This is a genomic window from Actinomycetota bacterium (assembly GCA_030650795.1).
In the GTDB taxonomy this organism is placed as follows: domain Bacteria; phylum Actinomycetota; class Actinomycetes; order S36-B12; family S36-B12; genus UBA11398.
The window spans coordinates 74,543-96,456 of sequence record JAUSDJ010000017.1; the positions used below are offsets into that span (position 1 = coordinate 74,543).

22 protein-coding genes and 1 pseudogene are annotated in these 21,914 nt (G+C 59.9%); 2 read left to right on the forward strand and 21 right to left on the reverse strand.

Annotation, left to right across the window (positions count from 1 at the left end; genetic code table 11):
- Positions 1-149: 149 nt before the first annotated feature.
- From Q7L55_04160 to mraZ, 13 genes are all read right to left on the reverse strand, one after another.
- A complete protein-coding gene (locus Q7L55_04160; protein MDO8731752.1) occupies positions 150-854 on the reverse strand; it encodes an FtsQ-type POTRA domain-containing protein in 705 nt (234 codons plus the stop codon).
- On the reverse strand, positions 851-2,236 hold the full coding sequence (murC, locus tag Q7L55_04165; protein MDO8731753.1) for a UDP-N-acetylmuramate--L-alanine ligase: 1,386 nt from the start codon (positions 2,234-2,236) through the stop codon (positions 851-853). The genes Q7L55_04160 and murC overlap by 4 nt, the downstream gene beginning before the upstream one ends.
- Positions 2,233-3,336 carry an undecaprenyldiphospho-muramoylpentapeptide beta-N-acetylglucosaminyltransferase gene (murG, locus tag Q7L55_04170; GenBank protein MDO8731754.1) on the reverse strand — a complete coding sequence of 368 codons (1,104 nt, stop codon included), beginning with the start codon at positions 3,334-3,336 and terminating at the stop codon, positions 2,233-2,235. The genes murC and murG overlap by 4 nt, the downstream gene beginning before the upstream one ends.
- Positions 3,333-4,532 (reverse strand): putative lipid II flippase FtsW, encoded by a 1,200-nt coding sequence (gene ftsW, locus Q7L55_04175; GenBank protein MDO8731755.1) that lies wholly within the window; start codon positions 4,530-4,532, stop codon positions 3,333-3,335. Before ftsW ends, murG begins: the two co-directional genes overlap by 4 nt.
- A complete protein-coding gene (gene murD / locus Q7L55_04180; protein ID MDO8731756.1) occupies positions 4,529-5,959 on the reverse strand; it encodes a UDP-N-acetylmuramoyl-L-alanine--D-glutamate ligase in 1,431 nt (476 codons plus the stop codon). The genes ftsW and murD overlap by 4 nt, the downstream gene beginning before the upstream one ends.
- Positions 5,956-7,026 carry a phospho-N-acetylmuramoyl-pentapeptide-transferase gene (mraY, locus tag Q7L55_04185; GenBank protein ID MDO8731757.1) on the reverse strand — a complete coding sequence of 357 codons (1,071 nt, stop codon included), beginning with the start codon at positions 7,024-7,026 and terminating at the stop codon, positions 5,956-5,958. Before mraY ends, murD begins: the two co-directional genes overlap by 4 nt.
- Positions 7,023-8,405, reverse strand: a complete 1,383-nt coding sequence (murF, locus tag Q7L55_04190; GenBank protein MDO8731758.1) for a UDP-N-acetylmuramoyl-tripeptide--D-alanyl-D-alanine ligase — start codon at positions 8,403-8,405, stop codon at positions 7,023-7,025. The genes mraY and murF overlap by 4 nt, the downstream gene beginning before the upstream one ends.
- Positions 8,402-9,946 carry a UDP-N-acetylmuramoyl-L-alanyl-D-glutamate--2,6-diaminopimelate ligase gene (locus Q7L55_04195; GenBank protein MDO8731759.1) on the reverse strand — a complete coding sequence of 515 codons (1,545 nt, stop codon included), beginning with the start codon at positions 9,944-9,946 and terminating at the stop codon, positions 8,402-8,404. The genes murF and Q7L55_04195 overlap by 4 nt, the downstream gene beginning before the upstream one ends.
- Before the next feature lie 4 nt (positions 9,947-9,950).
- The gene (locus tag Q7L55_04200) at positions 9,951-11,639 is read right to left on the reverse strand and encodes a penicillin-binding protein 2 (GenBank protein MDO8731760.1); all 1,689 of its coding nucleotides are present in this window, start codon (positions 11,637-11,639) and stop codon (positions 9,951-9,953) included.
- Positions 11,640-11,734: 95 nt separating this feature from the next.
- Positions 11,735-12,439 (reverse strand): hypothetical protein, encoded by a 705-nt coding sequence (locus Q7L55_04205; protein MDO8731761.1) that lies wholly within the window; start codon positions 12,437-12,439, stop codon positions 11,735-11,737.
- Positions 12,436-13,377, reverse strand: coding sequence for a 16S rRNA (cytosine(1402)-N(4))-methyltransferase RsmH (gene rsmH / locus Q7L55_04210; GenBank protein ID MDO8731762.1), 942 nt, complete (start codon positions 13,375-13,377; stop codon positions 12,436-12,438). The genes Q7L55_04205 and rsmH overlap by 4 nt, the downstream gene beginning before the upstream one ends.
- Positions 13,374-13,526 carry a hypothetical protein gene (locus Q7L55_04215; GenBank protein MDO8731763.1) on the reverse strand — a complete coding sequence of 51 codons (153 nt, stop codon included), beginning with the start codon at positions 13,524-13,526 and terminating at the stop codon, positions 13,374-13,376. The genes rsmH and Q7L55_04215 overlap by 4 nt, the downstream gene beginning before the upstream one ends.
- 141 nt (positions 13,527-13,667) lie before the next feature.
- Positions 13,668-14,099, reverse strand: a complete 432-nt coding sequence (gene mraZ / locus Q7L55_04220) for a division/cell wall cluster transcriptional repressor MraZ (protein MDO8731764.1) — start codon at positions 14,097-14,099, stop codon at positions 13,668-13,670.
- A 195-nt stretch (positions 14,100-14,294) separates the two neighbouring features.
- On the opposite strand from mraZ, the gene Q7L55_04225 reads away from it, so the two are divergent.
- On the forward strand, positions 14,295-15,530 hold the full coding sequence (locus Q7L55_04225) for a lipase family protein (GenBank protein ID MDO8731765.1): 1,236 nt from the start codon (positions 14,295-14,297) through the stop codon (positions 15,528-15,530).
- 1 nt (position 15,531) lies between these two features.
- Here Q7L55_04225 and Q7L55_04230 read toward each other — a convergent pair whose 3' ends face one another.
- The 8 genes and pseudogenes from Q7L55_04230 to trxA form a co-directional block, all read right to left on the reverse strand.
- Positions 15,532-15,915, reverse strand: coding sequence for a DUF3040 domain-containing protein (locus tag Q7L55_04230; GenBank protein MDO8731766.1), 384 nt, complete (start codon positions 15,913-15,915; stop codon positions 15,532-15,534).
- A 168-nt stretch (positions 15,916-16,083) separates the two neighbouring features.
- On the reverse strand, positions 16,084-16,761 hold the full coding sequence (locus Q7L55_04235; protein ID MDO8731767.1) for a cytochrome b/b6 domain-containing protein: 678 nt from the start codon (positions 16,759-16,761) through the stop codon (positions 16,084-16,086).
- Positions 16,733-17,446, reverse strand: coding sequence for a molybdopterin-dependent oxidoreductase (locus Q7L55_04240; protein ID MDO8731768.1), 714 nt, complete (start codon positions 17,444-17,446; stop codon positions 16,733-16,735). The genes Q7L55_04235 and Q7L55_04240 overlap by 29 nt, the downstream gene beginning before the upstream one ends.
- Before the next feature lie 44 nt (positions 17,447-17,490).
- Entirely contained in the window at positions 17,491-18,720 is a 1,230-nt protein-coding gene (locus Q7L55_04245; GenBank protein ID MDO8731769.1) for a DNA polymerase IV, read from the reverse strand.
- A gap of 154 nt (positions 18,721-18,874) precedes the next feature.
- Positions 18,875-19,336, reverse strand: coding sequence for an SAV_6107 family HEPN domain-containing protein (locus Q7L55_04250; protein ID MDO8731770.1), 462 nt, complete (start codon positions 19,334-19,336; stop codon positions 18,875-18,877).
- A 231-nt stretch (positions 19,337-19,567) separates the two neighbouring features.
- Entirely contained in the window at positions 19,568-20,284 is a 717-nt protein-coding gene (locus Q7L55_04255) for a maleylpyruvate isomerase family mycothiol-dependent enzyme (protein ID MDO8731771.1), read from the reverse strand.
- A gap of 47 nt (positions 20,285-20,331) precedes the next feature.
- Positions 20,332-20,619: a rhodanese-like domain-containing protein gene (locus Q7L55_04260; GenBank protein MDO8731772.1), complete on the reverse strand. Its 288-nt coding sequence runs from the start codon at positions 20,617-20,619 to the stop codon at positions 20,332-20,334.
- A 39-nt stretch (positions 20,620-20,658) separates the two neighbouring features.
- Positions 20,659-21,012, reverse strand: a pseudogene (trxA, locus tag Q7L55_04265) (thioredoxin).
- Positions 21,013-21,078: 66 nt separating this feature from the next.
- Between trxA and Q7L55_04270 the strand changes: the two are divergent.
- Complete coding sequence (locus tag Q7L55_04270; GenBank protein MDO8731773.1) at positions 21,079-21,891, forward strand: SDR family NAD(P)-dependent oxidoreductase; 813 nt, start codon at positions 21,079-21,081, stop codon at positions 21,889-21,891.
- Positions 21,892-21,914: the final 23 nt, after the last annotated feature.

Genomic DNA, 21,914 nt, shown 5'->3' on the forward strand with positions numbered 1-21,914 from the left:
TGTTGGCGGACCGACTTGTCCAGCCGACCCATGCCCGCCACCAACTCTCAACCTCAAGTTGAGGATCAACCCTGAGGTTGGCGTCGAGCGGCGGGAAGGTAGCCGGTGTTACCCCTGTTGCGCAAGTGAGTGTGCCGGATTGAGCAGATTTACTTGTGGAGCTTCTCTTTGAAGGTGGTCGGAAGCTCTGGTGCGGAGACGTCGTAGATCTTGGCCTTGCGCTTGAGCAATGCCCGGGTGACCTGGGCCTTCAATTCGGCCTGCTCCACGCTTCCCCAACGCACGATGGCCGAGGACTTCAAGGTGAGTGCGACGTCATCGCGAGTGCTTGCCGTGAGCAGGACAACCTTCGATCGAAGATCGTCAGGCAAGCTGACGAGGACGCCCATGGCCGCGACCAGACCGAGATCATCTGCGTGCACCGTCGGCAGTCCCGAAGGCACTTGAGCAACAGGTGTGAACGGGACTCCCGATGCATCCACGACCGTGCTGTCACCACGCGTTGCGATGGCCGTGCGCGGTGTCACTGCAATGACAACGTCATGCGGCCAGCCGCGGCGGACATCGATGTGCTCGATCCAGCCAATCGTCGAGAGATGCTGCGCAATGGCATCGGTATCGAGTTGGGCGAGTGGCACACCTAGCGGAACGCTTGCAGTGTTGCGCACCTCTTGCGCTGCTGAGCCATCAACGCCAATCACAGTTACACCATCGGCAGTCAAGAGCGAGGAGAACCAAATCATCCAGGCCGCGGCGGCGAGTGCGACAAGCGCGAATATCACGAGAATGACGCGCAATCGCTTGCGCGGTCCGCGCGCGCGATGCTTGTCAAGTTCAACAACGGGTGGAGTCATGCCCGCTCCGCCAACAGTTCCAGCACTTCTGCACCCAGAAGGCCAATGTCGCCGGCTCCCAAAGTCATGATCAGATCGCCAGAATGCGAACGCGCAACAAGTTCGCCGGCAACTGCAGACCACGAGGGTTCGAAATGCACCTGGCCTTCAGGCAGCGGCACATTTGAGGCCATGGTTTGGCCACTGGCTCCCGGTATCGGCGTCTCCCCCGGCGCATAGACCTCCAACACCACCACCTCATCGGCCAGGCCAAGTGCGGCACCGAACTCCATCATGAAATGCGCTGTTCGGTAGTAGTGGTGAGCTTGAAAAGCCACGATGAGGCGACCATCGCCGACAACATCGCGGGCTGCGCGCAAAGTCGCGTCAATCTCAGTGGGATGGTGCGCATAGTCATCGAATACGCGCACCCCGTGTGACTCGCCCTTGAAATCGAATCGACGCCGAGTTCCGCTGAATTCGGCCAGACCCAGAATCAACTGCTCCGGCGCGAAGCCCAATCCGATGCCAGTCACAAGAGCAGCCAGTGAGTTCAGGGCATTGTGCATGCCGGGAACCTGCAGGCTCACAGTGCCAATGCGTTCTCCCAAATGCTCAACTGAATACTCCCAACCGCGACCAACGAGTCGAGGCTCAATGAGTCGGTACAAGGCGTCGACGCTAGCGCCGTAGGTGCGCACATCGACTCCGTGCTCTGCAGCATCAACTGCCAGCCGACGGCCACCTTCGTCATCGATGCACACCGTCACGAAGCCATGGTTTGCTCGCACATTGAGCGCGAAATCCAAAAAGCCCTGCTCGATGGCCGCCAGGTTTCCCCAATGGTTGAGGTGATCGGCTTCCACATTGGTGACGATCGCGGCAACAGCAGCCAACTGCAGAAATGCCCCGTCACTTTCATCGGCTTCGACCACGAAGATTTCGCCGCTTCCCAGATGCGCATTGGCCCCGGTCTCATTGAGTTCACTGCCAATCGCGAAAGAGGGGTCAGCTCCGCAATGTTGAAGCGCAACAGTCAGCATCGAGGTGGTCGTGGTCTTGCCATGCGTTCCGGATACGGCAACGCCGCGGCTTCCGGACATCACCGCAACCAGGGCATCTGCTCGAGTCAGCTCGGGGATGCCACGTTCCTGGGCCGTATGGCGTTCGGCATTGCTTTCGGGGATGGCGGTGGAGAAGACCAGAGTGTCGACTCCATCAAGCCATTCGCCGGAGTGGCCAATGTGCACATTGACGCCGATCGCGCGCAGCGAGTCGATGCGCCGCGAGTCCTTGGCATCGCTGCCCGAGACACTGGCACCCTGCGCAACGAGAATGCGAGCAATTCCCGACATGCCAGCACCGCCGATGCCCACGATGAAGACATGCCCCAAATCACTCACAAGGCATCCTCTCCTGCGCTGGCTCGATGTTGGCGAGCAACCCTCAGCACTGCCACCGCAAGTCGCTGTGCTGCATCGCGCACTCCCACCCGTTGCGCAGCCGTGCTCATCCGGTCCAGTTCGTCTGCATCATGAATGAGCGCCATGACCGATTCGACCAATCGCTCAGGAGTCAGATCGGCGTTATCGACCAGCAAGCCGCCGCCAGACTGAACGACCGGAAGCGCATTCACCCGTTGCTCGCCATTGCCGATCGGCAATGGGACGAAGATGGTCGGCAGGCCAACGGCTGCTACTTCAGCCACAGTCATTGCCCCCGCGCGAGTAATGGCCAGGTCTGCTGCCGCATATGCCTGGTCCATCCGGTCGATGTAGGGCAGCGGCACATAGCCCGCTTGCCGTTCCGGAGACTGGTTGTGCGGGCCGAAGCCATGCAAGACCTGGATCCCTGCTTCGAGCAGCCGCGGCAGGGCCAGTGCAAGTGATTCGTTGATGTGCTGAGCTCCTTGGGATCCGCCAAAGACCAACAGGACAGGAGCAGTGCTGGACAGCCCGAATCGTTCGCGGGCTTGTTCGCGAGATTCAGCTCGATCCAAGTGCACGATGGACTGGCGCAGTGGAAGGCTCATCGGGTTTCCAGCCAAGCTGCCGTGCACAGTGACGTACACCTCGGTCGCGTAGCGCGCGCCAACTCGATTGGCCAGGCCGGCCTTGGCATTTGCCTCATGAATGATCAACGCGCAGCCGAGTTTCTTCGCAGCGCGATACGTCGGCAGCGCGGCATAGCCGCCAAAGCCAACGATCACATCCGGCTTGAGCTCTTGTAGGTGGGCGACAGCCTGTTTCGTTGCGGCGCTTACCTTCGGGCCGACAGTAAGCAACTGCGATGAGATCCGTCGCGGCATCACTACAGCGGGCACAGTCTTGAGTGCGTACCCGCGCGAGGGAACGAGGGAGGACTCCAGCCCGTGGTCGCCACCGATGATGGTGACCACGACATCTGGCTCTTCATGGACTAGTGCATCAGCGAGATTGAGTGCCGGCTCTATGTGGCCGGCCGTTCCACCTGCTGCGAGCACAACATGTATCGCCCGACTCATCGCCTGGCCAGCGAGCGAGCGGTTGCTCGGCGTCGCAGGGACTGTCTGGCGCCGGGCTCATTACGGGCAAAGGCCAGCAGCATGCCGATCGCCGCCAACGTGGGAATCAGCGAGGATCCGCCATAGGAGACGAAGGGCAGCGGCACTCCGGTGATCGGCATCAAGCCGAGCACTGCGCCAATGTTGACGATGGCCTGCACCACGATCCATGAGCCCACGCCTGCAGAAGCAAGACGGACAAAGGGATCCGATGTCGTGCGTGTGAGCCGGAATACAGCGAAGGCAAGCACGGCAAACAGGATCAGCACGCTGAAGGTGCCGATCAGTCCAAGTTCTTCACCGATGACCGAAAAGATGAAGTCAGTATGCGCTTCTGGTAGGGCGCCCCATTTTTCGCGACTTGCCCCCAGCCCCACTCCGAGCAAGCCACCAGTGCCCAGGGCGTAATGCCCTTGTGTGAGCTGCCAGCCAACGCCGAGTGGATCGCTGTTGGGGTTGAGCCAAGTAGTAAAGCGCTCCATTCGATAGGGAGCCGCCAGAGTCAGAATCCAGACCAGGAGAATTCCAATCCCGGCGAAGGAGGCGAAGAAGCGCCAAGGCGCCCCAGCCGCGAACAGCATTCCGCAGGCAATGGCCGCAAGCATGAGCGTGTTGCCGAAGTCGCCTTCGAGCAGCACCAACACCATGAACAAGCCTGCCACTGGCAGCAGCGGCACGAGCAAGTGGCGCAGATCTGCGTGGTAATGATCCTTGCGAGCAAGTTGATCTGCTCCCCACACCACCAACGCAAACTTTGCGAACTCCGAAGGCTGAATCCGGAAAGGACCGAACAGGTCAATCCAGTTGCGCTGTCCGGCTACCGAGACCCCAATGACGAGAACCGCAACAAGCAGAACGATCGCCAACAAGAAAATCCAGCGAGCAGTGCCGCGCCAGAATTGGACGGACATTCGCGCGGTGAAATATAAGCCGATCAAGCCGATCACGCCGAACAGTGCCTGCCGCTCAGCCAGTGTGTAAGAAGAGCCGAAGATTCGATAGCTCTCGATGCTTGATGCCGACAGCACCATCACAAGGCCGAGGAGCAACAACAAGACAGAGGAGCCACCGATCAAGTAGTACGTGCTCAAGGGGTGGCTCAGCAGATACTTCACGCGACTTTGCTTGGCCGCGCGCCTGGTGGTGGTGTCAGTCATGACGCAACTCCGCCAATCACGAGCACCGCATCAGCGAAGATGTCTCCACGCTGCGCATAGTCACGAAACATGTCCCATGAAGCGCACCCTGGAGCGAGCAGCACTGTGTCACCCGGTTGCGCGAATGAGCGCGCGGCGGCAACAGCTTCGACCATTGCATCAGTCTCGGTGCGGTCGAGGACTTTCATGGGTACTTGCGGCGCGTGTCGCCTCAATGCTTCTGCAATGAGTTCGCGATCCACACCAAGCAGCACGACTCCACGCAAGCGAGAAGCAGCCTCGATCACCAATTCGTCGAAGTCCTGCCCCTTTGCCATGCCACCGGCAATCCACACAATTGATTGATATGCGCGAAGCGAAGTGCTCGCCGCATGTGTGTTCGTGGCCTTGGAATCATCGATGTAGGTGACTTCATCGACTGTGGCAACCGTGGCAATCCGGTGGCCAGCCGGAGTGAAATTGAGCAGTCCTTCACGCACCGCTGATGCCGGCACCCCAAAAGCTCGGGCCAGCGCCGCGGCAGCGAGTGCGTTCGCAATGTTGTGCGGAGCATTTGGATGCACATCAGTTGTGACAGCAAGTTCTTGCGCGGCATCCATGCGATTGTCGATGAATGCGCGATCGACCATCAAGAGGTCGACCACTCCAAGCATCGATACATCGGGGATGCCCAAGGTGAAGCCAATCGCGCGGCAACCTTCAACGACTTCGGCTTCTTGGACCATGCGCAAGGTGATTGCATCATCGGCGTTGAACACTGCCGCCACCTGCGTGCGTTCGTAAATTCGGGACTTCGCTGCAATGTATGCATCAAGACTGCCGAAATGATCGATGTGATCATCGGCAACGTTAAGACACACTGCTGCATACGGGCTGATCGAGACGATGAAGGGCAGCTGCGGAGCACCCACCTCCACCGCGATGACGTCAACCTCGTCATGCATCACCACGTCGATCAATGAGTTGCCGATATTCCCCGCTGAAACGGCTCGCAAGCCAGCCGCCGAGAGCATCGATTCGAGCATCAGAGTTGTGGTGGTCTTGCCATTCGTACCGGTGACAACGAGCCAGGGCGCGGCGCCCTCGGGTGCACGCAATCGCCAAGCCAGTTCCAACTCCCCCCAAACAGGAATGTCCTGAGTCACGGCCTGCTGAATGACCTCAGCACTTGGCCGCAATCCGGGTGAGACCACAAGCAGGTCCGTCGGGGGCAATCCGCCCTCGTGTCCTAACAGGACTTCTACGCCGATGACATCGAGCACCTCGGCTCGCTCCCGCTGCTTGTCGCCATCGGCAGCGTCAATGACGACCACCTTCGCGCCTAACTGCGCAAGGGCATCTGCCGCTGCGAAGCCAGCGATGCCAATACCTGCAACGGTCACCCGGACAGCGGACCAATCAGAGGTGCGGGTCAGCGCTTGAATCACGAGCTGACCCATTCGGCGTAGAACAGCCCAATCCCCGCTCCAATGCACAGCCCGTGGATGATCCAGAATCGCACGACGATCTGGATCTCGGGCCAGCCGAGCATCTCGAAGTGGTGCTGGAGCGGAGCCATGCGCAGAACGCGGCGACCAGTGAGCTTGAAGGATCCGACTTGTGCGATCACCGAGAGAGATGTGATGAGGAACAGCCCCGCCAAGAGTGGCAGCAGCAATTCCGTGCGGCTCAGGATTGCCAGTGCGGCGATACCGCCACCGAGGGCAAGTGATCCCGTGTCGCCCATGAAGATGCGGGCAGGCGAGGTGTTCCACCACAGGAAGCCAAAGCTCGCGCCGGCAAAGGCGGCCGCCATCACTGCAAGATCCAGCGGACTCACAGTTGAATAACACGTGGCGGTAACCGAATCAGCGAAGGCGCAGTTCTGGCCGTACTGCCAGACAGTGATGATCACGTAAGCGATGAAGGTCATGATCGATGCGCCAATGGCGAGTCCATCGAGTCCGTCGGTGAGATTGACTCCATTGGTGGTTGCCGTGACGAGAAACCAGACCCACAGCAGAAACAGACCAAGGGGCAAGACGATCGCTGTATCGCGGACAAAGGAGATGGCCATCGAGGCTGGAGCGCCGCCATCTTGAGTGAACTGAAGCGACAGCCAAGCAAAGCTCACCGCAACAACAGCTTGACCAATCAATTTGGTGCGAGCGCGCAGGCCAGTGCTGCGCTGCTTGAAGATCTTCAAATAGTCATCGGCCACACCCACAAGACCCAAACCGACCATCAAATACATGACCAGCATCGCTGAAGGCGTGACGGGTCGCCAGGTGAGCAGATGCGTCAAGAAGTAGCCAGCGACGACGCCAAAGATGATGGCAACCCCACCCATGGATGGAGTGCCGTGCTTGCTCTCGTGATCGGGGTAGAGCTCGCCCTCTGACGAGACACGAATTGCCTGTGCATAGCCGTGCTTGGCCATGAATCTGATAACCAAGGGAGTGCCGATAAGCGTGACCACCGTTGCGATGGTCATGGAAATCACGACCAGTCTCATTGGGGTTCCCGCTCTCCAAGTGCAGTTGCAACCCGCTCGAGTCCGACTCCGCGCGAGGCTTTAATCAGCACGATATCGGTGGGCTTGATTTCGGACTTCAGCAGCGCAATGGCTGCATCGGCGTCTGGAACCCAATCTGACTGCCCCAGCCAGGATTCCTGCGATCTCGCCTCGTCCTGAGTCACCCTCGTGGCTGAACCTACGCAGACCAGACGCGAGACCTGAGACTGCGCGACGAGTGCGCCGAGGGCTTGGTGTTCGACTGGTGATTGGACGCCCAGTTCCAACATCTCCCCCACGACTGCCCAGGTGCGTCGATCGGCGCCCATCGCCGAAAGGGTTCGAAGGGCCGCGGCCATGGATTCGGGATTGGCGTTGTAGGCGTCATTGACGATGGTCACGTTGTCGGCATTGACCGAGACTGCCATGCGCCAACGACTGCCAATCCTTGCCGTCGAAAGCCGGTCAGCAATCTGTTGAATCGGCATACCGAGAACATTGGCCACCGCCGCGACCGCAAGTGCATTGGCAACAAAGTGCTCGCCATGTACCTGAAGCGCAACCTTGGCCTGATTGTTCGCAAGTGCAAGCGTGAACGAGGCGCGAGCTTGACTATCGAGTTCGACTCCTAGTGCACGCACCTCGCAATTGTCCCCCGTGCCGAAATACACCACACGAGACGAAGTCCGTTCAGCCTGTGTCCGAACGAGCTCATCATCGCCATTGAGAATCGCGACTCCATATGGTGGAAGCGCGGCTATGAGTTCACCCTTGGCCTGCGCCACTTCAACGCGGCTGCCCAAGAGCCCTAGGTGTGCGGAACCGACATTGAGGAGCACTCCAATCTCGGGAGCCGCGATTGTGCAGAGCAGTTCGATGTGACCCAATCCGCGCATGCCCATTTCAAGGATGAGGTATTGAGTGGATTCATCAGCCCGCAGAATCGTCAGCGGGACTCCGATCTCGGTATTGAATGAGCCGACTGGAGCAACCGTTGGGCCCAGTCCCGCCAAGACAAATGCGAGGAGATCCTTGGTCGAGGTCTTGCCACTCGAACCAGTGATGGCGACAACTGCACACTCACTGAGTTCTTGACGCACATGCGCGGCGAGAACACCCAGCGCTTCACCGCTGTTGGCTACCACGATGCACGGCATATCAAGTTCCCGTTCAGCAAGAACTACAACAGCCCCTGAAGCAATGGCTTCCCCAGCGAAGTCATGTCCGTCGACTCGTTCGCCGCGGAGGGCCACGTACATCGAATCGGCAGTCACTTCGCGCGAGTCGACAACGACACTGGAAACTCGTTGGCCGGAAACGACTCGATGCGCAGCGCCAGAGACAATCGACGCGATTTCACTGATGGTGAGGTCGATCATGATCGATCGTCCTTGACCTCGCGCAGAGACAATGCTCGTGCCAACTCCACCCGATCATCGAAGGGGAAAGTTTCTCCAGCGATCTCCTGACCCTGCTCGTGGCCCTTGCCCAACACGAGCACGACATCACCGGGTACGGCCATCTCAACTGCCCGTCCAATTGCGTCCCTGCGATTGCCCACTTCGAGAACCACGGCACCGTTGACTGTGGACAGGGCTCGTGCTCCTTGCAGAACTGCCGCACGAATTGCATTTGGATCCTCAGAACGAGGATTGTCGTCGGTCACGATGACGTGATCTGCAAGACGAGCAGCCATCGCACCCATCAAGGGTCGCTTGGCCGAATCGCGATCTCCGCCAGCGCCGACGACCACGACGATGTGCCCGGTCGTGAGTTCGCGGACTGCCGAGATCACTCGACCAATCGCGTCAGGTGTGTGCGCATAATCGACAAATCCAGCGATCACCGCATTCCCATGTGCGCCCGTCACGGCCTCCAATCGACCAGGCACCTGCACCCGGCTCACGGCAGGTGCCGATACCGCGGCCGGGATGCCTATGTGATCGAGCAAGGCAATCGCGAGCACAGCATTGGCCCGGTTGAAGGCCCCGGGCAGTTGCAGCGCAATAGGTGTCTGCTCGCCAGTCGACTTGCGAACAAGCCAGCCGCCGACTGCATCCGCGACCACGGACCAATCAGCCTGCCTGCCGCTGATCGACACTGTCACCAATGGAATGTGCGTGTTGGCTGCCAACTGCAGACCCCACGAATCATCGATGCAGATCGCCGCGAAATCCGCGTGCTCGGAGGTGAAGAGCAGGCTCTTGGCTTCGAAGTACTCCTGCATGGTGCCGTGATAGTCAAGATGGTCTTGACTCAGATTCGTGAAGCCGACCGCCGCAAAGCGCAGTCCGCCGATACGGTGCTCGACCATCGCGTGACTGGATACCTCCATCGCGACCCCGACTACGCCCTGCTCACGCATCGAGGCAAGCAGCGAATGAATGCTGGTCGATTCAGGAGTGGTCCGCACCGAATCAATCGACTCAGTCCCGATCCGCACTCCAGTGGTCCCGATGAATCCAGTAGTCATTCCTGCAGCGCGCATGCCTGCTTCAACCATGCTCGCAACCGTCGTCTTGCCATTCGTGCCTGTGACGCCAATCAATTGCACTTGCTCACCTGCGCTCGCATACAGCGCTCGCGCGATCGATCCAATCCACACACGAGGCTCAGCAAGGACCAGCACTGGCACCTCCTCGGAAAAGGAGACAGCGGACTTCCAGGAATTCCAACCCTCGTCGTCGGTGAGGATCGCTGCGGCGCCATTCTCCAATGCCTCGGCCGTGTGAATGATGCCGTGTTCGCGATGACCGGCGAGTGCAGCAAACAGATCGCCAGTGCGGATCAATCGCGAGTCCAGTTCAATGCCACCGATCAAAACCGATGCCGAACCGTGGAGAAAGCTTCCCCGTGGAATTACTTGCTTAAGCTCCCCAAGCGCAATGGGTGCCGGTTGGGGTCGAGGGCCTGGTTCCATTTGCTCATCCTGCAGTCAGCAGTAGTCGGGGTGCAGTAGTCCCCGTCGGTGGAATGTGGCGCACCTGGAGTGCGTAAGTCATGACGCGACGGAATACAGGTGCCGCGAGCTGACCACCGAATCTTCCGACGCGTGGATTGATCAGGCTGACAGACACGACAAGTTGAGGATTGTCGGCCGGGGCCATGCCGATGAATGAGGCCACCACGCCACCGTTATAGCAACCACACCTTGGATCCACATACTGCGCGGTGCCAGTCTTGCCACCAACCCGATATCCCGGAATCGCAGCCAGTGGCGCGGTGCCTCCCTTGCCGACCACGCCCTCCAGCATTGCGCGAATCTGCTTGGCAGTTGCCGCCTTCACCACCTGCGTCGTCTTGGGCGCAGGAGGTGGGGTCACGGTGCCGTCAGGTGACACCACTGCTTGCACCAACTGAGGGGCAACGCGAAGACCATCATTGGCAATGGTCGAGAAGACGCTAGCTGCTTGAACAGCGTTCACACTCAAACCCTGCCCGAACGCGATTGTTGGGAAGGAGGTTGGGGACCAATCGCGGTAGGCCGGCACTTTGCCATCGCTCTCACCTGGGAAGTTGATGCCGGTTGGTTCACCGATTCCAAAAGCCTTGAGGTACTTGTACAACTTGCGTCCACCGATGCGCTCGGCAGCGATGATGGTGCCGATGTTGCTCGACTTGGCCAAGATGCCGGCCAGAGTCAGGTGCCAGATGCCGTGTGCCACGTCATCATGGAAGAGCTTGTCCCCTCGCTTCAGTTGACCCGGGATGGTGAAGGCCGAGCCAGCATTTGCGGCTCCTTGATCCACGATGGCCGCCATCGTCATCACCTTGCTTGTCGAGCCAGGCTCATACACATCGGACAGCGCACGATTGCCACGCACAGCATCAGGCGCAGCCGCAGCCATGTTGGAATCGAAGGTAGGCGCGGTTGCCATGGCAAGAATGCGACCGCTACGAGGATCCATCACGATCACCGTGCCGCTGTCTGAACGCGATGCCTTGACCTGCTTGACGATCTGGTTCTGGGCAATCAGTTGAATGTCACGATCGATGGTGAGCTGAACATCGGAGCCCTGTGTTGCATCGCTTCCAGAGACATCACTCGTGGTGATCACGCGTCCGCCTGCACCGCGTTCGTATGTCATGGTGCCTGCTTTGCCGGCCAAGAGGTCCTGCATGCCGTACTCAAGTCCGCCCAGGCCCTTGCCATCGGCACCGACAAATCCGACAACATTCGCCGCCAGGCTGTTGCCTGGGTAGATGCGTCGCGAGGTTTGCTCACTGAAGATGCCCGGCAACCGGAGGGCTTCAATCTGCTTCCAGATCTTGGGAGAAAGATCTTTGGCGATGTACATGTGGCGACGGGTACCTGTGAGACGAATCGAGAGCACGCTTGGCTCCACCCCAAGGATGGGTCCGAGCGCAGCACCAACAGCAACTGGATCAGTCACCAGAGTTTGATCAGCCGTGACATTGCGAGCCTCTACTGTGACCGCAAGCGGTGCCCCATGCGTATCAAGAATGCTGCCGCGCGTTGCTGGAAGTTCGGTAGTGCGCAGTCGCTGATTCAGAGCTTCCGATGCCAGCTCAGGTCCCTTGATTACCTGAAGATCGACGAGGCGCAAAGCAAAGATCGAAAAGGCCATGGTCGCGATGATTAACAGAATCATGCCGCGCCTACCAGGATGGTTCTTGCCGGTGCGGGGGTCATTTGGTGGCATAGATGCGCGCGCGGCACGCGGTGGCGCCAGTTGAGTCATCTGGCTTACCGCACCGGTACAGCCACGAGATCCGCGTCGCTGGAACCGACACTGCCGACCTGCACAGGGACTTCCCGCCAGAGCGAATCCTCCCCCGCATTGCCGGGCTTGGCCTTCGCAGCGGCTGCCGCATCTGCTTGCGCAGGGTCATAGTTCGGGCCAGGGACGGCAGGTAGGCCTAAGTCAGTGCTGGTGATCGAATCATCAGTGCCGATGTTGGCTGCGGCCCTGACCGGAGTTCCCGGAGCAGGCTGCGGCTTGCCGAGCACCTTGCCATCAGGAACGCTCAAGAAGACTGGGGTGCGACTGGCCACCATGCCCAGCCCACGAGCCCTGCTTGCCAAGGCCTCTGGTGCTGCTGCTGCTGACACCTCTTCGTTGAGGACGGCCTCTTGCTCAGTCAGGTTGCCCAACTGTTGCTGCAAGGAGCTGACAGCAAATGAGCCCTGAGCCAGTTGGGTATTGATCAGCAGCATCGCCCCAAGCCCTCCGATGAGCAGCGCGCTGACGATCAATGCGAAGGTTCCGCGGCTGGCCTTTACCTGCCGCAGTGGCGATACCAGTTTCAGATTGGGGCGATTCTCATTCTCGCTGCGAGCATGAGCACCTCGGGTTGCGTACTCGGTCGCTTCGACTGCCAGAGCCGTCGCGCCAGCCACTGCCCCATGAATCATCTTGCCGGCCACTTCACGCGGTGAACGTGTACTCATGCCGCCACCCGCTCTGCGCCGCGCACTCGGGCAGAGGCTGCCCGAGGATTGCTCTCAAGCTCTTCAACTGATGCAGTTTCTGCGCCGCGAGTGATCAGTCGCAGCTTCGGCTGGTGCTCCTTTGGCACAACAGGCAGGCCATGCGGGACTTTGAGTTGAGTCTGATCGGCGAGTACCCGCTTGACGAAGCGATCTTCAAGTGACTGGTAGGACATCACAACGATGCGACCGCCAACCGCCAGTGCCTCGATGGCTGCCGGTATCGCGCCGTGCAGTGCGTCAAGTTCGCCGTTGACTTCGATGCGCAATGCTTGAAAAGTCCGCTTGGCAGGGTTGCCACCAGTGCGACGAGTGGCAGCAGGGATGGCCTCGCGAACCAGATCGACCAGGCGCGCAGAGTTGTCAAAGGGTTCGGTCGCTCGAGCTGCAACGATGCGATCGGCGATGCGCTTGGCGAATCGCTCTTCTCCATACTGGCTGATGATTCTCGCAAGATCCTGAGATGAATAGGTGTTCACAACCTCAGCAGCGGTCAGCTCTTGTGATTGATCCATTCGCATGTCCAGCGGCGCATCCTGCGAGTACGAGAAGCCGCGATCGCGCTCGTCCAGTTGCATCGACGAGACGCCCAGATCAAACAGGACTCCCTGAATTCTCGAGAGTCCTGCTTCTTGGAGTACCGACGGAAGTTCGTCGTAGACCGCATGAACAAAGCGCACGCGATCGCCGAACGGAGCCAGCCGTTGTCGCGAGTGATTCAAAGCGTCCAGATCTCGATCCAAACCGATGACCTGCAAGTCAGGAAATGTTGAAAGCGCAAACTCGGCATGACCGCCAAGCCCAAGCGTGGCATCAACGAGGGTCGCGCCCGGTTCGATGATCGCTGGCGCCAGCAGAGCAAAGACGAGCTCTCGCATCACCGGAACGTGGACACTCATGAACTGAACTCCGAGACCAGTGCCGAGATTGCGGTCAGCGTGACTGCGGTCAGGCTCCCTGCAACGATCAATAGGCCAAGAGCGCGCGCACCATGACGAACGGCTTGGTCGTTGACCGAGTCGTTGATGGTGCTCGTTGGCGTCGTCATGGCTTCCTTTCGTGCTAGGCACGTTCGCGGTTAAAGGAGTGGTCACGAGATCAGGTCCCCGCCCGCTTCTCGGCAATTGCCTGGCACCGGGGAAGTGCGCCAGGAAGCAGCGAGCAGCGGGAGGAGGCCTCACCGCGTGCATTAGAGAATTCCCGGCACAACCTCCTCGCTGATGTCCGAGTAGGCGTCTTCTTGGCTATTGAGGTAGTTCTCCCAGGCCTGTGCGTCCCAGATCTCAACCGTCGTGCCGTTTCCCACCACCACAACTTCGCGGTCAAGTCCGGCGTACTCGCGCAATGCGGCTGGCACGGTAACGCGGCCCTGCTTATCGGGCACATCATCAAAGGCGCCCGAGAACAGCACCCGGAGATAGGCGCGCACCTTGGCATCCGACCGTGAGGCCTCATTGAGTCGGTCAGCGTGGGCGGCGAATTCGGCTGCTGGCCACACCACGATCGAACGATCCTGGCCTTTGGCCATCACCAGACCATCGGCAAATCCCTCACGAAACTTGGCTGGCAGGACGAGACGGGCTTTGTCATCAAGGCGGGGCGCGTGGGTACCGAGAAACATGCCCCACCTCCCCTCGTCTCATGAATCACAACTGCCCCATGAGTCCCACTGGTATGCCCAGCACCTCCAAGTGGCGCCACTGTACTCCACTTTCCTCCACCGTCAACCATTTTGGGCAGGCGTTTTGGGCGTCTGCCCCACTCGGATTCGAGCAGCACAGACCTATACTCCGAGGGCTGTCGAGCCGGGGGTCAGATGAAGCAAGCGCTGCTCGTCTTCGGCGCAATCCTGCTGAGCGCGGCCCTACTCGGGATCGCCTACGTCGGTGTTCAAGTGCGCACAGCCGACGACCGGCAGGAGTCACTGGCGCCCTTCTACCAGCCACCAGCCCTGATCCCGCAAGCCCCGGGCACCTTGATCCGAAGCGAGCCTCTCGGCGTATCGGTTCCAGGGGCCAAGAGCTACCGGATCCTGTACTCAACCCAGCGTCCGGACGGAACGGCGGCGGTGTCCAGCGGCATGGTGTTTGTGTCCACCGCGCCAGCGCCTCCCGGAGGCAGGCCCATCGTCGCCTGGGCACATGGCACCCTGGGTCAGGGTGCGGCCTGCGCGCCCTCGCGATCGGCAACCCCGCTCGGGGACACCGCCAACTGGCTTGATCAGATGATGCAGTTCGGCTGGATCGTGGCCGCCACCGATTACGCGGGCCTTGGCACACCCGGACCGAATCTGTACCTGGTGGCGCACGCCGAAGTGCGAGATGTGGTCAATTCAGTTCGCGCAGTTCGCAAGCTGGTTGGCACCCAAGCGAGCAATCGATACGTCGTCTGGGGGCACTCCCAAGGTGGACACAGCTCCCTGTGGTCTGGGCATCTTGCCCCGGCGCTTGCACCCGAACTGACACTTCTCGGCGTCGCGGCAGCTGCGCCGGCTGCCGAACTCAGTCAGATCATGGGCGCACAGTGGTACACCACTGTTGGTTGGGGCATCGGCCCAGAGGTCGTCCAATCATGGACGGCTGTCAATGCTTCGCTGCCGCTCGAAGGTGTCATCACGCAGCAGGGCATCGATAGCGCCGCCGAGCTGGCACAGGAATGCATCCAGAGCAAGACGCTGATGGTTCAGCTCCTTGCCAGACACGCCCTAGGCCAGACCTTCTTTGCCGAGAACCCAAGCCAGAATGCGGACTGGAAGACCATGAGTCAGGAGCAGACGCCCGCACCTTTGCCAGCATCAATGCCAGTGCTCATTGGCCAGAGCACTGCTGATCAGGTCGTGCTGGCGTGGCCAAACGCGCTGCTGCAACAACAATGGTGTGAAGCCGGATCGACCATCAGCACAATCTGGGTCGGAGAGGTCTCGCATCAACTCACAGCAGAGACCATCGGCCCTGAGGCTGTGCGCTGGATCGCGGATCGGTTCGCGAATAGACCCGCGCCTCGCACCTGCCATATCCCTCCACCGGTGAGCGCACCGGCGGGAACGCAGTGAACTACTCGTCGCCCTGGCGCTTGCGCCAGCGACCCTCGACGCGATCCATGAATGAGGTCTTTGCCGGAGTGGACTTGGCGCTGGCTTGTGCGCCTTCGGCGCTCTCTTGAGTTCCGCGCGGACGCTGGAAGGCGGTGTAGACGAGCACAGCGCCCACCAACATCACCGCAAAACCGAGGATCCCAAGAGGGGTGGCCTGCAGGGCCATGCTGGTGACCAGCAAGCCAATGCCCGCGAAAACAATCAATACGCCGAGGGCGGCTCGGCCTCTGGAGGCCCGTGCCATCGAACTTGAACGCAGGCTGGTAGCGAACTTGGGGTCTTCTGCATAGAGCGCTCGCTCCATCTGCTCGAGTAGTCGCTGCTCATGCTCCGATAGCGGCATTGCAGGACCCCCTTCCTTCGCTTGTCACCTAAGAGTAGGTGCTACCCCCAGAAATCGGAACCCAGGCCACTCATTGGCTCGCGAGTGTGGCCCGACTTGCGTTGCCTGAGCCGTTCTGACGAGCATAAATGCGACTGCGCCACCGGACGACGAACTTGCGAAAATCGGTCATTCCGGCTCTGCCAGTCTGGTCGGAATCACCGAAGCTGACTCTTCCATCGCCCATTCGCGGTGTTCGCGAACAGCCCAGGTCAGTGGCACCGAGCCGGTGCGCATTCCGGCCCGCGCAGTGGCATCGTTGAAGGCCATATAGATGTGACCCAGCACCACCACGAAGACGGCCAGGGCCAACCAGTCGTGTACGAAGGTGGCTCCAGTGCGCAGGAGGTCACTGAAATGACTGCTGAAGAACATCATGAAACCCGTAGCGAACATGAGGATGATCGCGCCAAGGGAAAATGCTGCGTTGAGTTTCTGGCCGGCATTGAACTTGCCAACGGGAATCGCGCCAAGCCTTCGCGAGCGACTTCGCAGCCATTGCCAATCTGAGGGCTTGAAGCGATTCAGGCGTGAAGTGTCAGCGCGGAAAGCCCGCGAGAACAATGCCAGCAGAATCGGGATTGGCAGCGCGAATCCGGCGGCTTCGTGTATCACGCGGACGATCTGACGGTTGCCGAAGATGGCGGCAAAATCAGGGATGTACAGCAGCGCTGCAGTGATCAGCAAGATGATCGTGAGGATGGCGATTGATCGATGTGCCCATCGTTCTGCGGTGCTGAATCGCTTGATCATCAACTCACCCTCGGCGCGCTTGGCATCAAACATTGGGATCTTCTGTGCCGCCATTGGATGCGCCGATATAGGCGTCAACGTCGTACCCGCGCTGTTCCCAGTAGCCCGGGTCAACCTTGTCCGTCACCGCAATGCCATCGAGCCACTTGATCGACTTATAGCCATACATCGGCACGACATAGAGCCGAACTGGCGCTCCGTGCTGGGTTTCCAAAGGTTCGCCGTACATCGATGTTGCCACGAGCACTTGGTCGTTCATCGCTTGTTCGAGAGTGAGTGACTCGGAGTAGCTGCCGTCAAAGGAAGTGAAGCTGACTGCTGCTGCACCACTCTTCACACCGGCTGCATCGAGCACATCGCGCAGCAGCACTCCCGACCACGGCACGCTTTCCACTCGCCAGCCAGTGACACACTGGAAATCCTTGGTCAACCCGGTCTGCGGCATCGCGGCCAGATCATTGAGGCTCAGGCTCAGCGGCCGCTCGACGAGGCCGGTGATCGTCAGGCGATACTTCGCGCGCTCGTAACTGGGATAGCCATCGGTGACGGTATAGATCCGAAAGCCGCCAGCTGCTGGAATGACCGAAGCCAGAGCCGGCACCGTGGAACTCACGACGTTGCTGATGCCTCCCGAAATCCATCTGCCTGCGGCAATACCTACAGCGCCAAGTCCGACCATGCCGAGCACCACTCGGCGACCCACAGGTGTGCCGCGCTCACGTTTGGAAGCATCAGGCATGCTCCATAGGACCACATTGCGTGTGTATTTGCTATTGACCGGCACTAATCGGCAGCGGGATCAATCAAGCGGCCAGGTCGTACAGCCGTGGGGCCAAATCGCGCACGCAATTGATCTACGGCAACTTCGGCATCGCGTCGTCCACGTTCTGGCTCACCGAGCATCAGCTGCTGTGCTGAGCCTTGAGTTTCACTGAGGCCATCAACGCGCACTCCAACAAGTCGCACGCGCGCACGGCTGGCACCAAGAGCTGTGAATAACTGCCGGATGACTTCGTAGATCTCTTGGGTGACGTCAGTGGATTCGCGCAGAGTCTTGGATCGAGTGATCGTATTGAAATCTGAGAATCGCACCTTCAAATGCACGGTGCGTGCCACCCGACCAGAAGCGCGCAATCGACTGCCCACTTGATCGCTGAGGCCAAGGAGATGCGCATTGACTGCTGAGACATCTTCAAGATCTTCAACGAAGGTCACCTCTGCTCCAATGCTTCGATCAGGAACATGCGCAGTGACGGTGCGCGGATCGCGGCCCCAGGACAGCTCATGCAAATGCGAACCGGCCGCATTGCCGAGGGCTCGTTGCAAGGTGGCCAGCGGGGTGTGCGCAATATCGCCAACAGTGCGCAGCCCAAGTCGGGTGAGTTGTTCTTCAGTGCGCTCCCCCACTCCCCACAATGCATTGACTGGCAATGGATGCAAGAACGCGAGTACTTCATCGGCAGGAACGACCATCAGGCCATCGGGCTTGGCTCGCGTTGATGCGAGCTTGGCGACAAATTTGGTCGAGGCAATGCCGACCGAGCATGTGATCCCTTGCTCGTCACTGATGCGCGCACGAATTGATTCGGCGATCTGGCGAGGGCGGCCCATGCTTCGCAGGCTTCCGCTGATGTCGAGGAAGGCTTCGTCAAGACTCAATGGCTCAACGATCGGAGTGACCGAAGCGAACAAGGCCATGATCGATGCGCTGACCTCTGAGTAATGCGAGTGATGCGGAGGCAGGATCACGGCGCTCGGCGCAAGTCGGCGAGCCCTGCTCATTGGCATGGCTGAATGCACGCCCATGGCGCGCGCCTCATAGGTCGCCGACAAGACAACCCCGCGATTGCCACCACCGCCGACAATCACTGGCTTGCCGCGCAGTTCGGGTCGGGAGCGCAACTCAACGAGTGCAAAGAAGGCATCCATGTCGACGTGCAAGATCGTGCAGCCTGAGTCATCTTCACCCACACCGGAGAGCCCGGTTGAGCGTCGGACTTGATTGCGGCTCACGCGGACCATTGTTGCCGTATTGATGAGAGGGGAAGGCCAGGCCGGGTGGCCAATATGCAGAAAATCATGGGGCTCCTGGTGCATTGCAATGGAAGATCGAGCAACGGCTGCCGGTTTGGAGGCACGGGCAGCCGTTGCTTACCGACTGTTGGGATCAGTCGGCCGTATGCACCGTTTCATCGTCAGTGCCGCAGAAGCCCGTGGGAAGGGTGGGCTGGTGTGCTACCCCGAGGCAGGTCACCACGCGCTCGACAAAACTTTCGGCCTCGCGGACCAAATCATCGGCTTCACGTGCAGTGACACAGGGCACGCCAGCCTCAGCCAGGGTGCGCTTGCGAGCACCAGCAGCAAAGAAGCCGGCCCACTCCGTGAACTCAACTGCAACTTCGGGCAGCACCAGCCACACACTGCGCACTCTGCTGCGCGCCTTGCGTCTACCGCGGGCCGCAAGCACTGCAGCGGCGGCGCGCAGCGCTGCAAGATGGGCGGCCGCATAGCGATCAGCGGCACAGCCAGCCACCATGGCCTCGGTGAGGCTGCGCCGGGAGGCGGCGATCAATTCATAGGTGGCAGGAGGCAGCGCAATTGAACGGGGGGAATCAAGCAGTGCAGTCATCGAAATCTCCTTGGTCGGGGCGGACAAACGACCCTTCGACCCGGGGCAGCTGCCCCTGACTTCTCGCATCGCCGAACTCGGGGTCGAATCGAGCCCGACGATGCGAGTAAGTCCCCTCGGAGGCCAAGCCGCGAATCCTGAACCCCAAGAGCATTCGAACATATGTTCGAACAGGAGGCAGGTTAGCCCGGCCCCCTGACAGCCGTCAATCCCACTGCGGGCAGCACACAGTTACGGGGTGATTCCCGAGTCAAGCAAGGCCTGCGCGAGCTCGGGATCGCCCTCAATGTCAATTCCCTCAAGACCCTGGCGACCCCATAGCGCGAGCAGGAGATCATGGGCCGAGCCTCGAAGGGTCACCTGAGGCTCATCATCTGTCGGCCGATTCGGTGCCTTGAGTTGCCATGCGCCATCGGCTACATCCGTGGGAACAAGATTCAGCACCGGAGTCCAATCGGGCAGGCTGCCATGGCGCAGCTTCATGTACACGAACACCGTGCACACCTCATCGATCCCATCGGCTGCCAGTTCCGGATCAATCTCAAATACCCGGCCTTGGGCATTCATGGCATCCCATAAATGGACAGCAACTTCATGCGCCGCACGACGTGACCAGAACGAGGCTTGACGTGGGTCTGGTCCGAAATTCCAGGCTGGCTGCTCGGGAGGTGTCTGGCGCAAAGTCGCAACTAGTTGGCTTGCACCATCGCTGAACCACTGCTCAAGGCCAGCTCGATCCGAAGGTCCAACAGGGTGGTCTCCGCGCATGCCAGAGCGCACGATTGCAGTTGACCATCGTTGAGTGCCAGATAAATGCTGGGTCAGATCAGCCATCGTCCATCCCGGGCACGAGAGCACGGTCGACTGCAATTGCGATGCGTGCAGCAGTTCTCCAAATTGAAAGGAGTACTGCGAGATGGCGCTGTGAAACCTGTCCAGGGTCAACATCAGTACAGCCTGCCACCAAGGTCTGCACAGGGTGGGCAAAGCCGCGACTACTCGGTCGGAACTCCGAGATCGGCAAGATCGGCGAAGCCGCCTGGAGTGAGGACGATCAATTGCGGGAAGCCGGCAATCTGCATTTGTTCTGCCGCAACAGTTGCGCGCACTCCGGCCCGGCAATAGATCGCATACGCGACCGAGGGATCCAAACTGGCCACGTTCATGCCGAAATCTGGCTCTTGCACATCGATCAACCGCGCTCCGGCCACATGCCCGGCTGCATATTCAGCAGGAGTACGGACATCCAACAGCACCGCGCCTGTTTGAATGACGCGCTGCATGAAGTCACGAGCGGTCAGCATCTCAATGCCGCCTTCAACCTGCGTTGCAACCTGCTCGCGCACCTGATTCATATCGAGTGCGCGCACCGAGGCGATGAGCTCCTCGAACTGCGCAGCTGGCAGTGCTCCCGCCTCGCGATAGATCAAGATGCCGTCGCGAAACACCATCAGCGTTGGAATGCTGCTGATCTGGGCACTTGATGAAAGTTCCTGCTCCGCCTCGGTATCCACCTTGCCAAAGGTGATGTCGGAGTGCACTTCCGACGCAGCCTCGAATATCGGTGCGAAATTGCGGCATGGTCCGCACCACTCCGCCCAGAAGTCGACGATGGTGATTCCCGCAGTGATGGCCTTCTGCTCAAAGTTGTCTGCGGTGAGTGAAACGGTTGTCATGGTGGACTCCATGGTCGGTACGGTCCTTGGTCAGTACGGTCCGATAAATCTACAGAAGGACAACTCATGAGCAAGGTGTGGTTCATCACCGGCGTATCGCGTGGCTTTGGCCGGTCTTGGGCCATCGCAGCCTTGAAGCGCGGTGATCGAGTCGCCGGCACTGCTCGCGATGTGTCCAGCCTTGCTGACATTGCCGCGAAATATGGCGATGCCTTTCTCCCACTTCACCTTGATGTCACTGATCGCGAGGCAGACTTCGCCGCAGTGCAGCAGGCTCATGAATACTTCGAACGCCTCGACGTCGTAGTGAACAACGCAGGCTACGGACACTTCGGCCACGTCGAGGAGATCTCAGAAGACGAGGTCCGCGCTCAGTTGGAAACCAACTTCTTTGGCGCCCTCTGGATCACTCAGGCGGCGATCCCGATCATGCGCGAGCAAGGTGCCGGGCACATCGTGCAGATTTCAAGTGTCGGTGGTGTTGCCGCCTTCGCAGGGATCGGAATGTACAACGCTTCCAAGTGGGCTCTGGAAGCGATGAGCGAGTCGCTGTCGCAGGAAGTCGCTGGCTTCGGGATCAAGGTCACGATCATCGAGCCAGCCGGGTTTGCCACTGACTGGAGCGGCGACTCTGCTGCACACTCAGTTGCTCTGCCGCCTTATGACTCCTTCCGCGAGGCGCGCACTGCTGCCCGTCGAGTGACTCCACCGGCTGAGGCAACCAACGCCGCAATCTTCGCGGTTGTCGATGCCGACGAGCCGCCATTGCGGCTGCTGCTTTCAAGCCCAGCACTGGCACTTGCAACGAGCGCCTACGAACGGAGATTGGCTGAATGGCAGGCCTGGGCTGACACCACACGTGGAGCAGACGGGATTTAGTCGAGCACCAGGCCACGTGCGCC

Coding starts and splice junctions, on each gene's coding strand:
- Q7L55_04160 (MDO8731752.1), bottom strand. CDS start 854: ATGACTCCACCCGTTGTTGAACTTGACAAGCATCGCGCGCGCGGACCG.
- murG (MDO8731754.1), bottom strand. CDS start 3,336: ATGAGTCGGGCGATACATGTTGTGCTCGCAGCAGGTGGAACGGCCGGC.
- ftsW (MDO8731755.1), bottom strand. CDS start 4,532: ATGACTGACACCACCACCAGGCGCGCGGCCAAGCAAAGTCGCGTGAAG.
- mraY (MDO8731757.1), bottom strand. CDS start 7,026: ATGAGACTGGTCGTGATTTCCATGACCATCGCAACGGTGGTCACGCTT.
- murF (MDO8731758.1), bottom strand. CDS start 8,405: ATGATCGACCTCACCATCAGTGAAATCGCGTCGATTGTCTCTGGCGCT.
- Q7L55_04195 (MDO8731759.1), bottom strand. CDS start 9,946: ATGGAACCAGGCCCTCGACCCCAACCGGCACCCATTGCGCTTGGGGAG.
- Q7L55_04200 (MDO8731760.1), bottom strand. CDS start 11,639: ATGATTCTGTTAATCATCGCGACCATGGCCTTTTCGATCTTTGCTTTG.
- Q7L55_04205 (MDO8731761.1), bottom strand. CDS start 12,439: ATGAGTACACGTTCACCGCGTGAAGTGGCCGGCAAGATGATTCATGGG.
- rsmH (MDO8731762.1), bottom strand. CDS start 13,377: ATGAGTGTCCACGTTCCGGTGATGCGAGAGCTCGTCTTTGCTCTGCTG.
- Q7L55_04215 (MDO8731763.1), bottom strand. CDS start 13,526: ATGACGACGCCAACGAGCACCATCAACGACTCGGTCAACGACCAAGCC.
- mraZ (MDO8731764.1), bottom strand. CDS start 14,099: ATGTTTCTCGGTACCCACGCGCCCCGCCTTGATGACAAAGCCCGTCTC.
- Q7L55_04225 (MDO8731765.1), top strand. CDS start 14,295: ATGAAGCAAGCGCTGCTCGTCTTCGGCGCAATCCTGCTGAGCGCGGCC.
- Q7L55_04230 (MDO8731766.1), bottom strand. CDS start 15,915: ATGCCGCTATCGGAGCATGAGCAGCGACTACTCGAGCAGATGGAGCGA.
- Q7L55_04235 (MDO8731767.1), bottom strand. CDS start 16,761: ATGGCGGCACAGAAGATCCCAATGTTTGATGCCAAGCGCGCCGAGGGT.
- Q7L55_04240 (MDO8731768.1), bottom strand. CDS start 17,446: ATGCCTGATGCTTCCAAACGTGAGCGCGGCACACCTGTGGGTCGCCGA.
- Q7L55_04250 (MDO8731770.1), bottom strand. CDS start 19,336: ATGACTGCACTGCTTGATTCCCCCCGTTCAATTGCGCTGCCTCCTGCC.
- Q7L55_04255 (MDO8731771.1), bottom strand. CDS start 20,284: ATGTTGACCCTGGACAGGTTTCACAGCGCCATCTCGCAGTACTCCTTT.
- Q7L55_04260 (MDO8731772.1), bottom strand. CDS start 20,619: ATGCAGCGCGTCATTCAAACAGGCGCGGTGCTGTTGGATGTCCGTACT.
- Q7L55_04270 (MDO8731773.1), top strand. CDS start 21,079: ATGAGCAAGGTGTGGTTCATCACCGGCGTATCGCGTGGCTTTGGCCGG.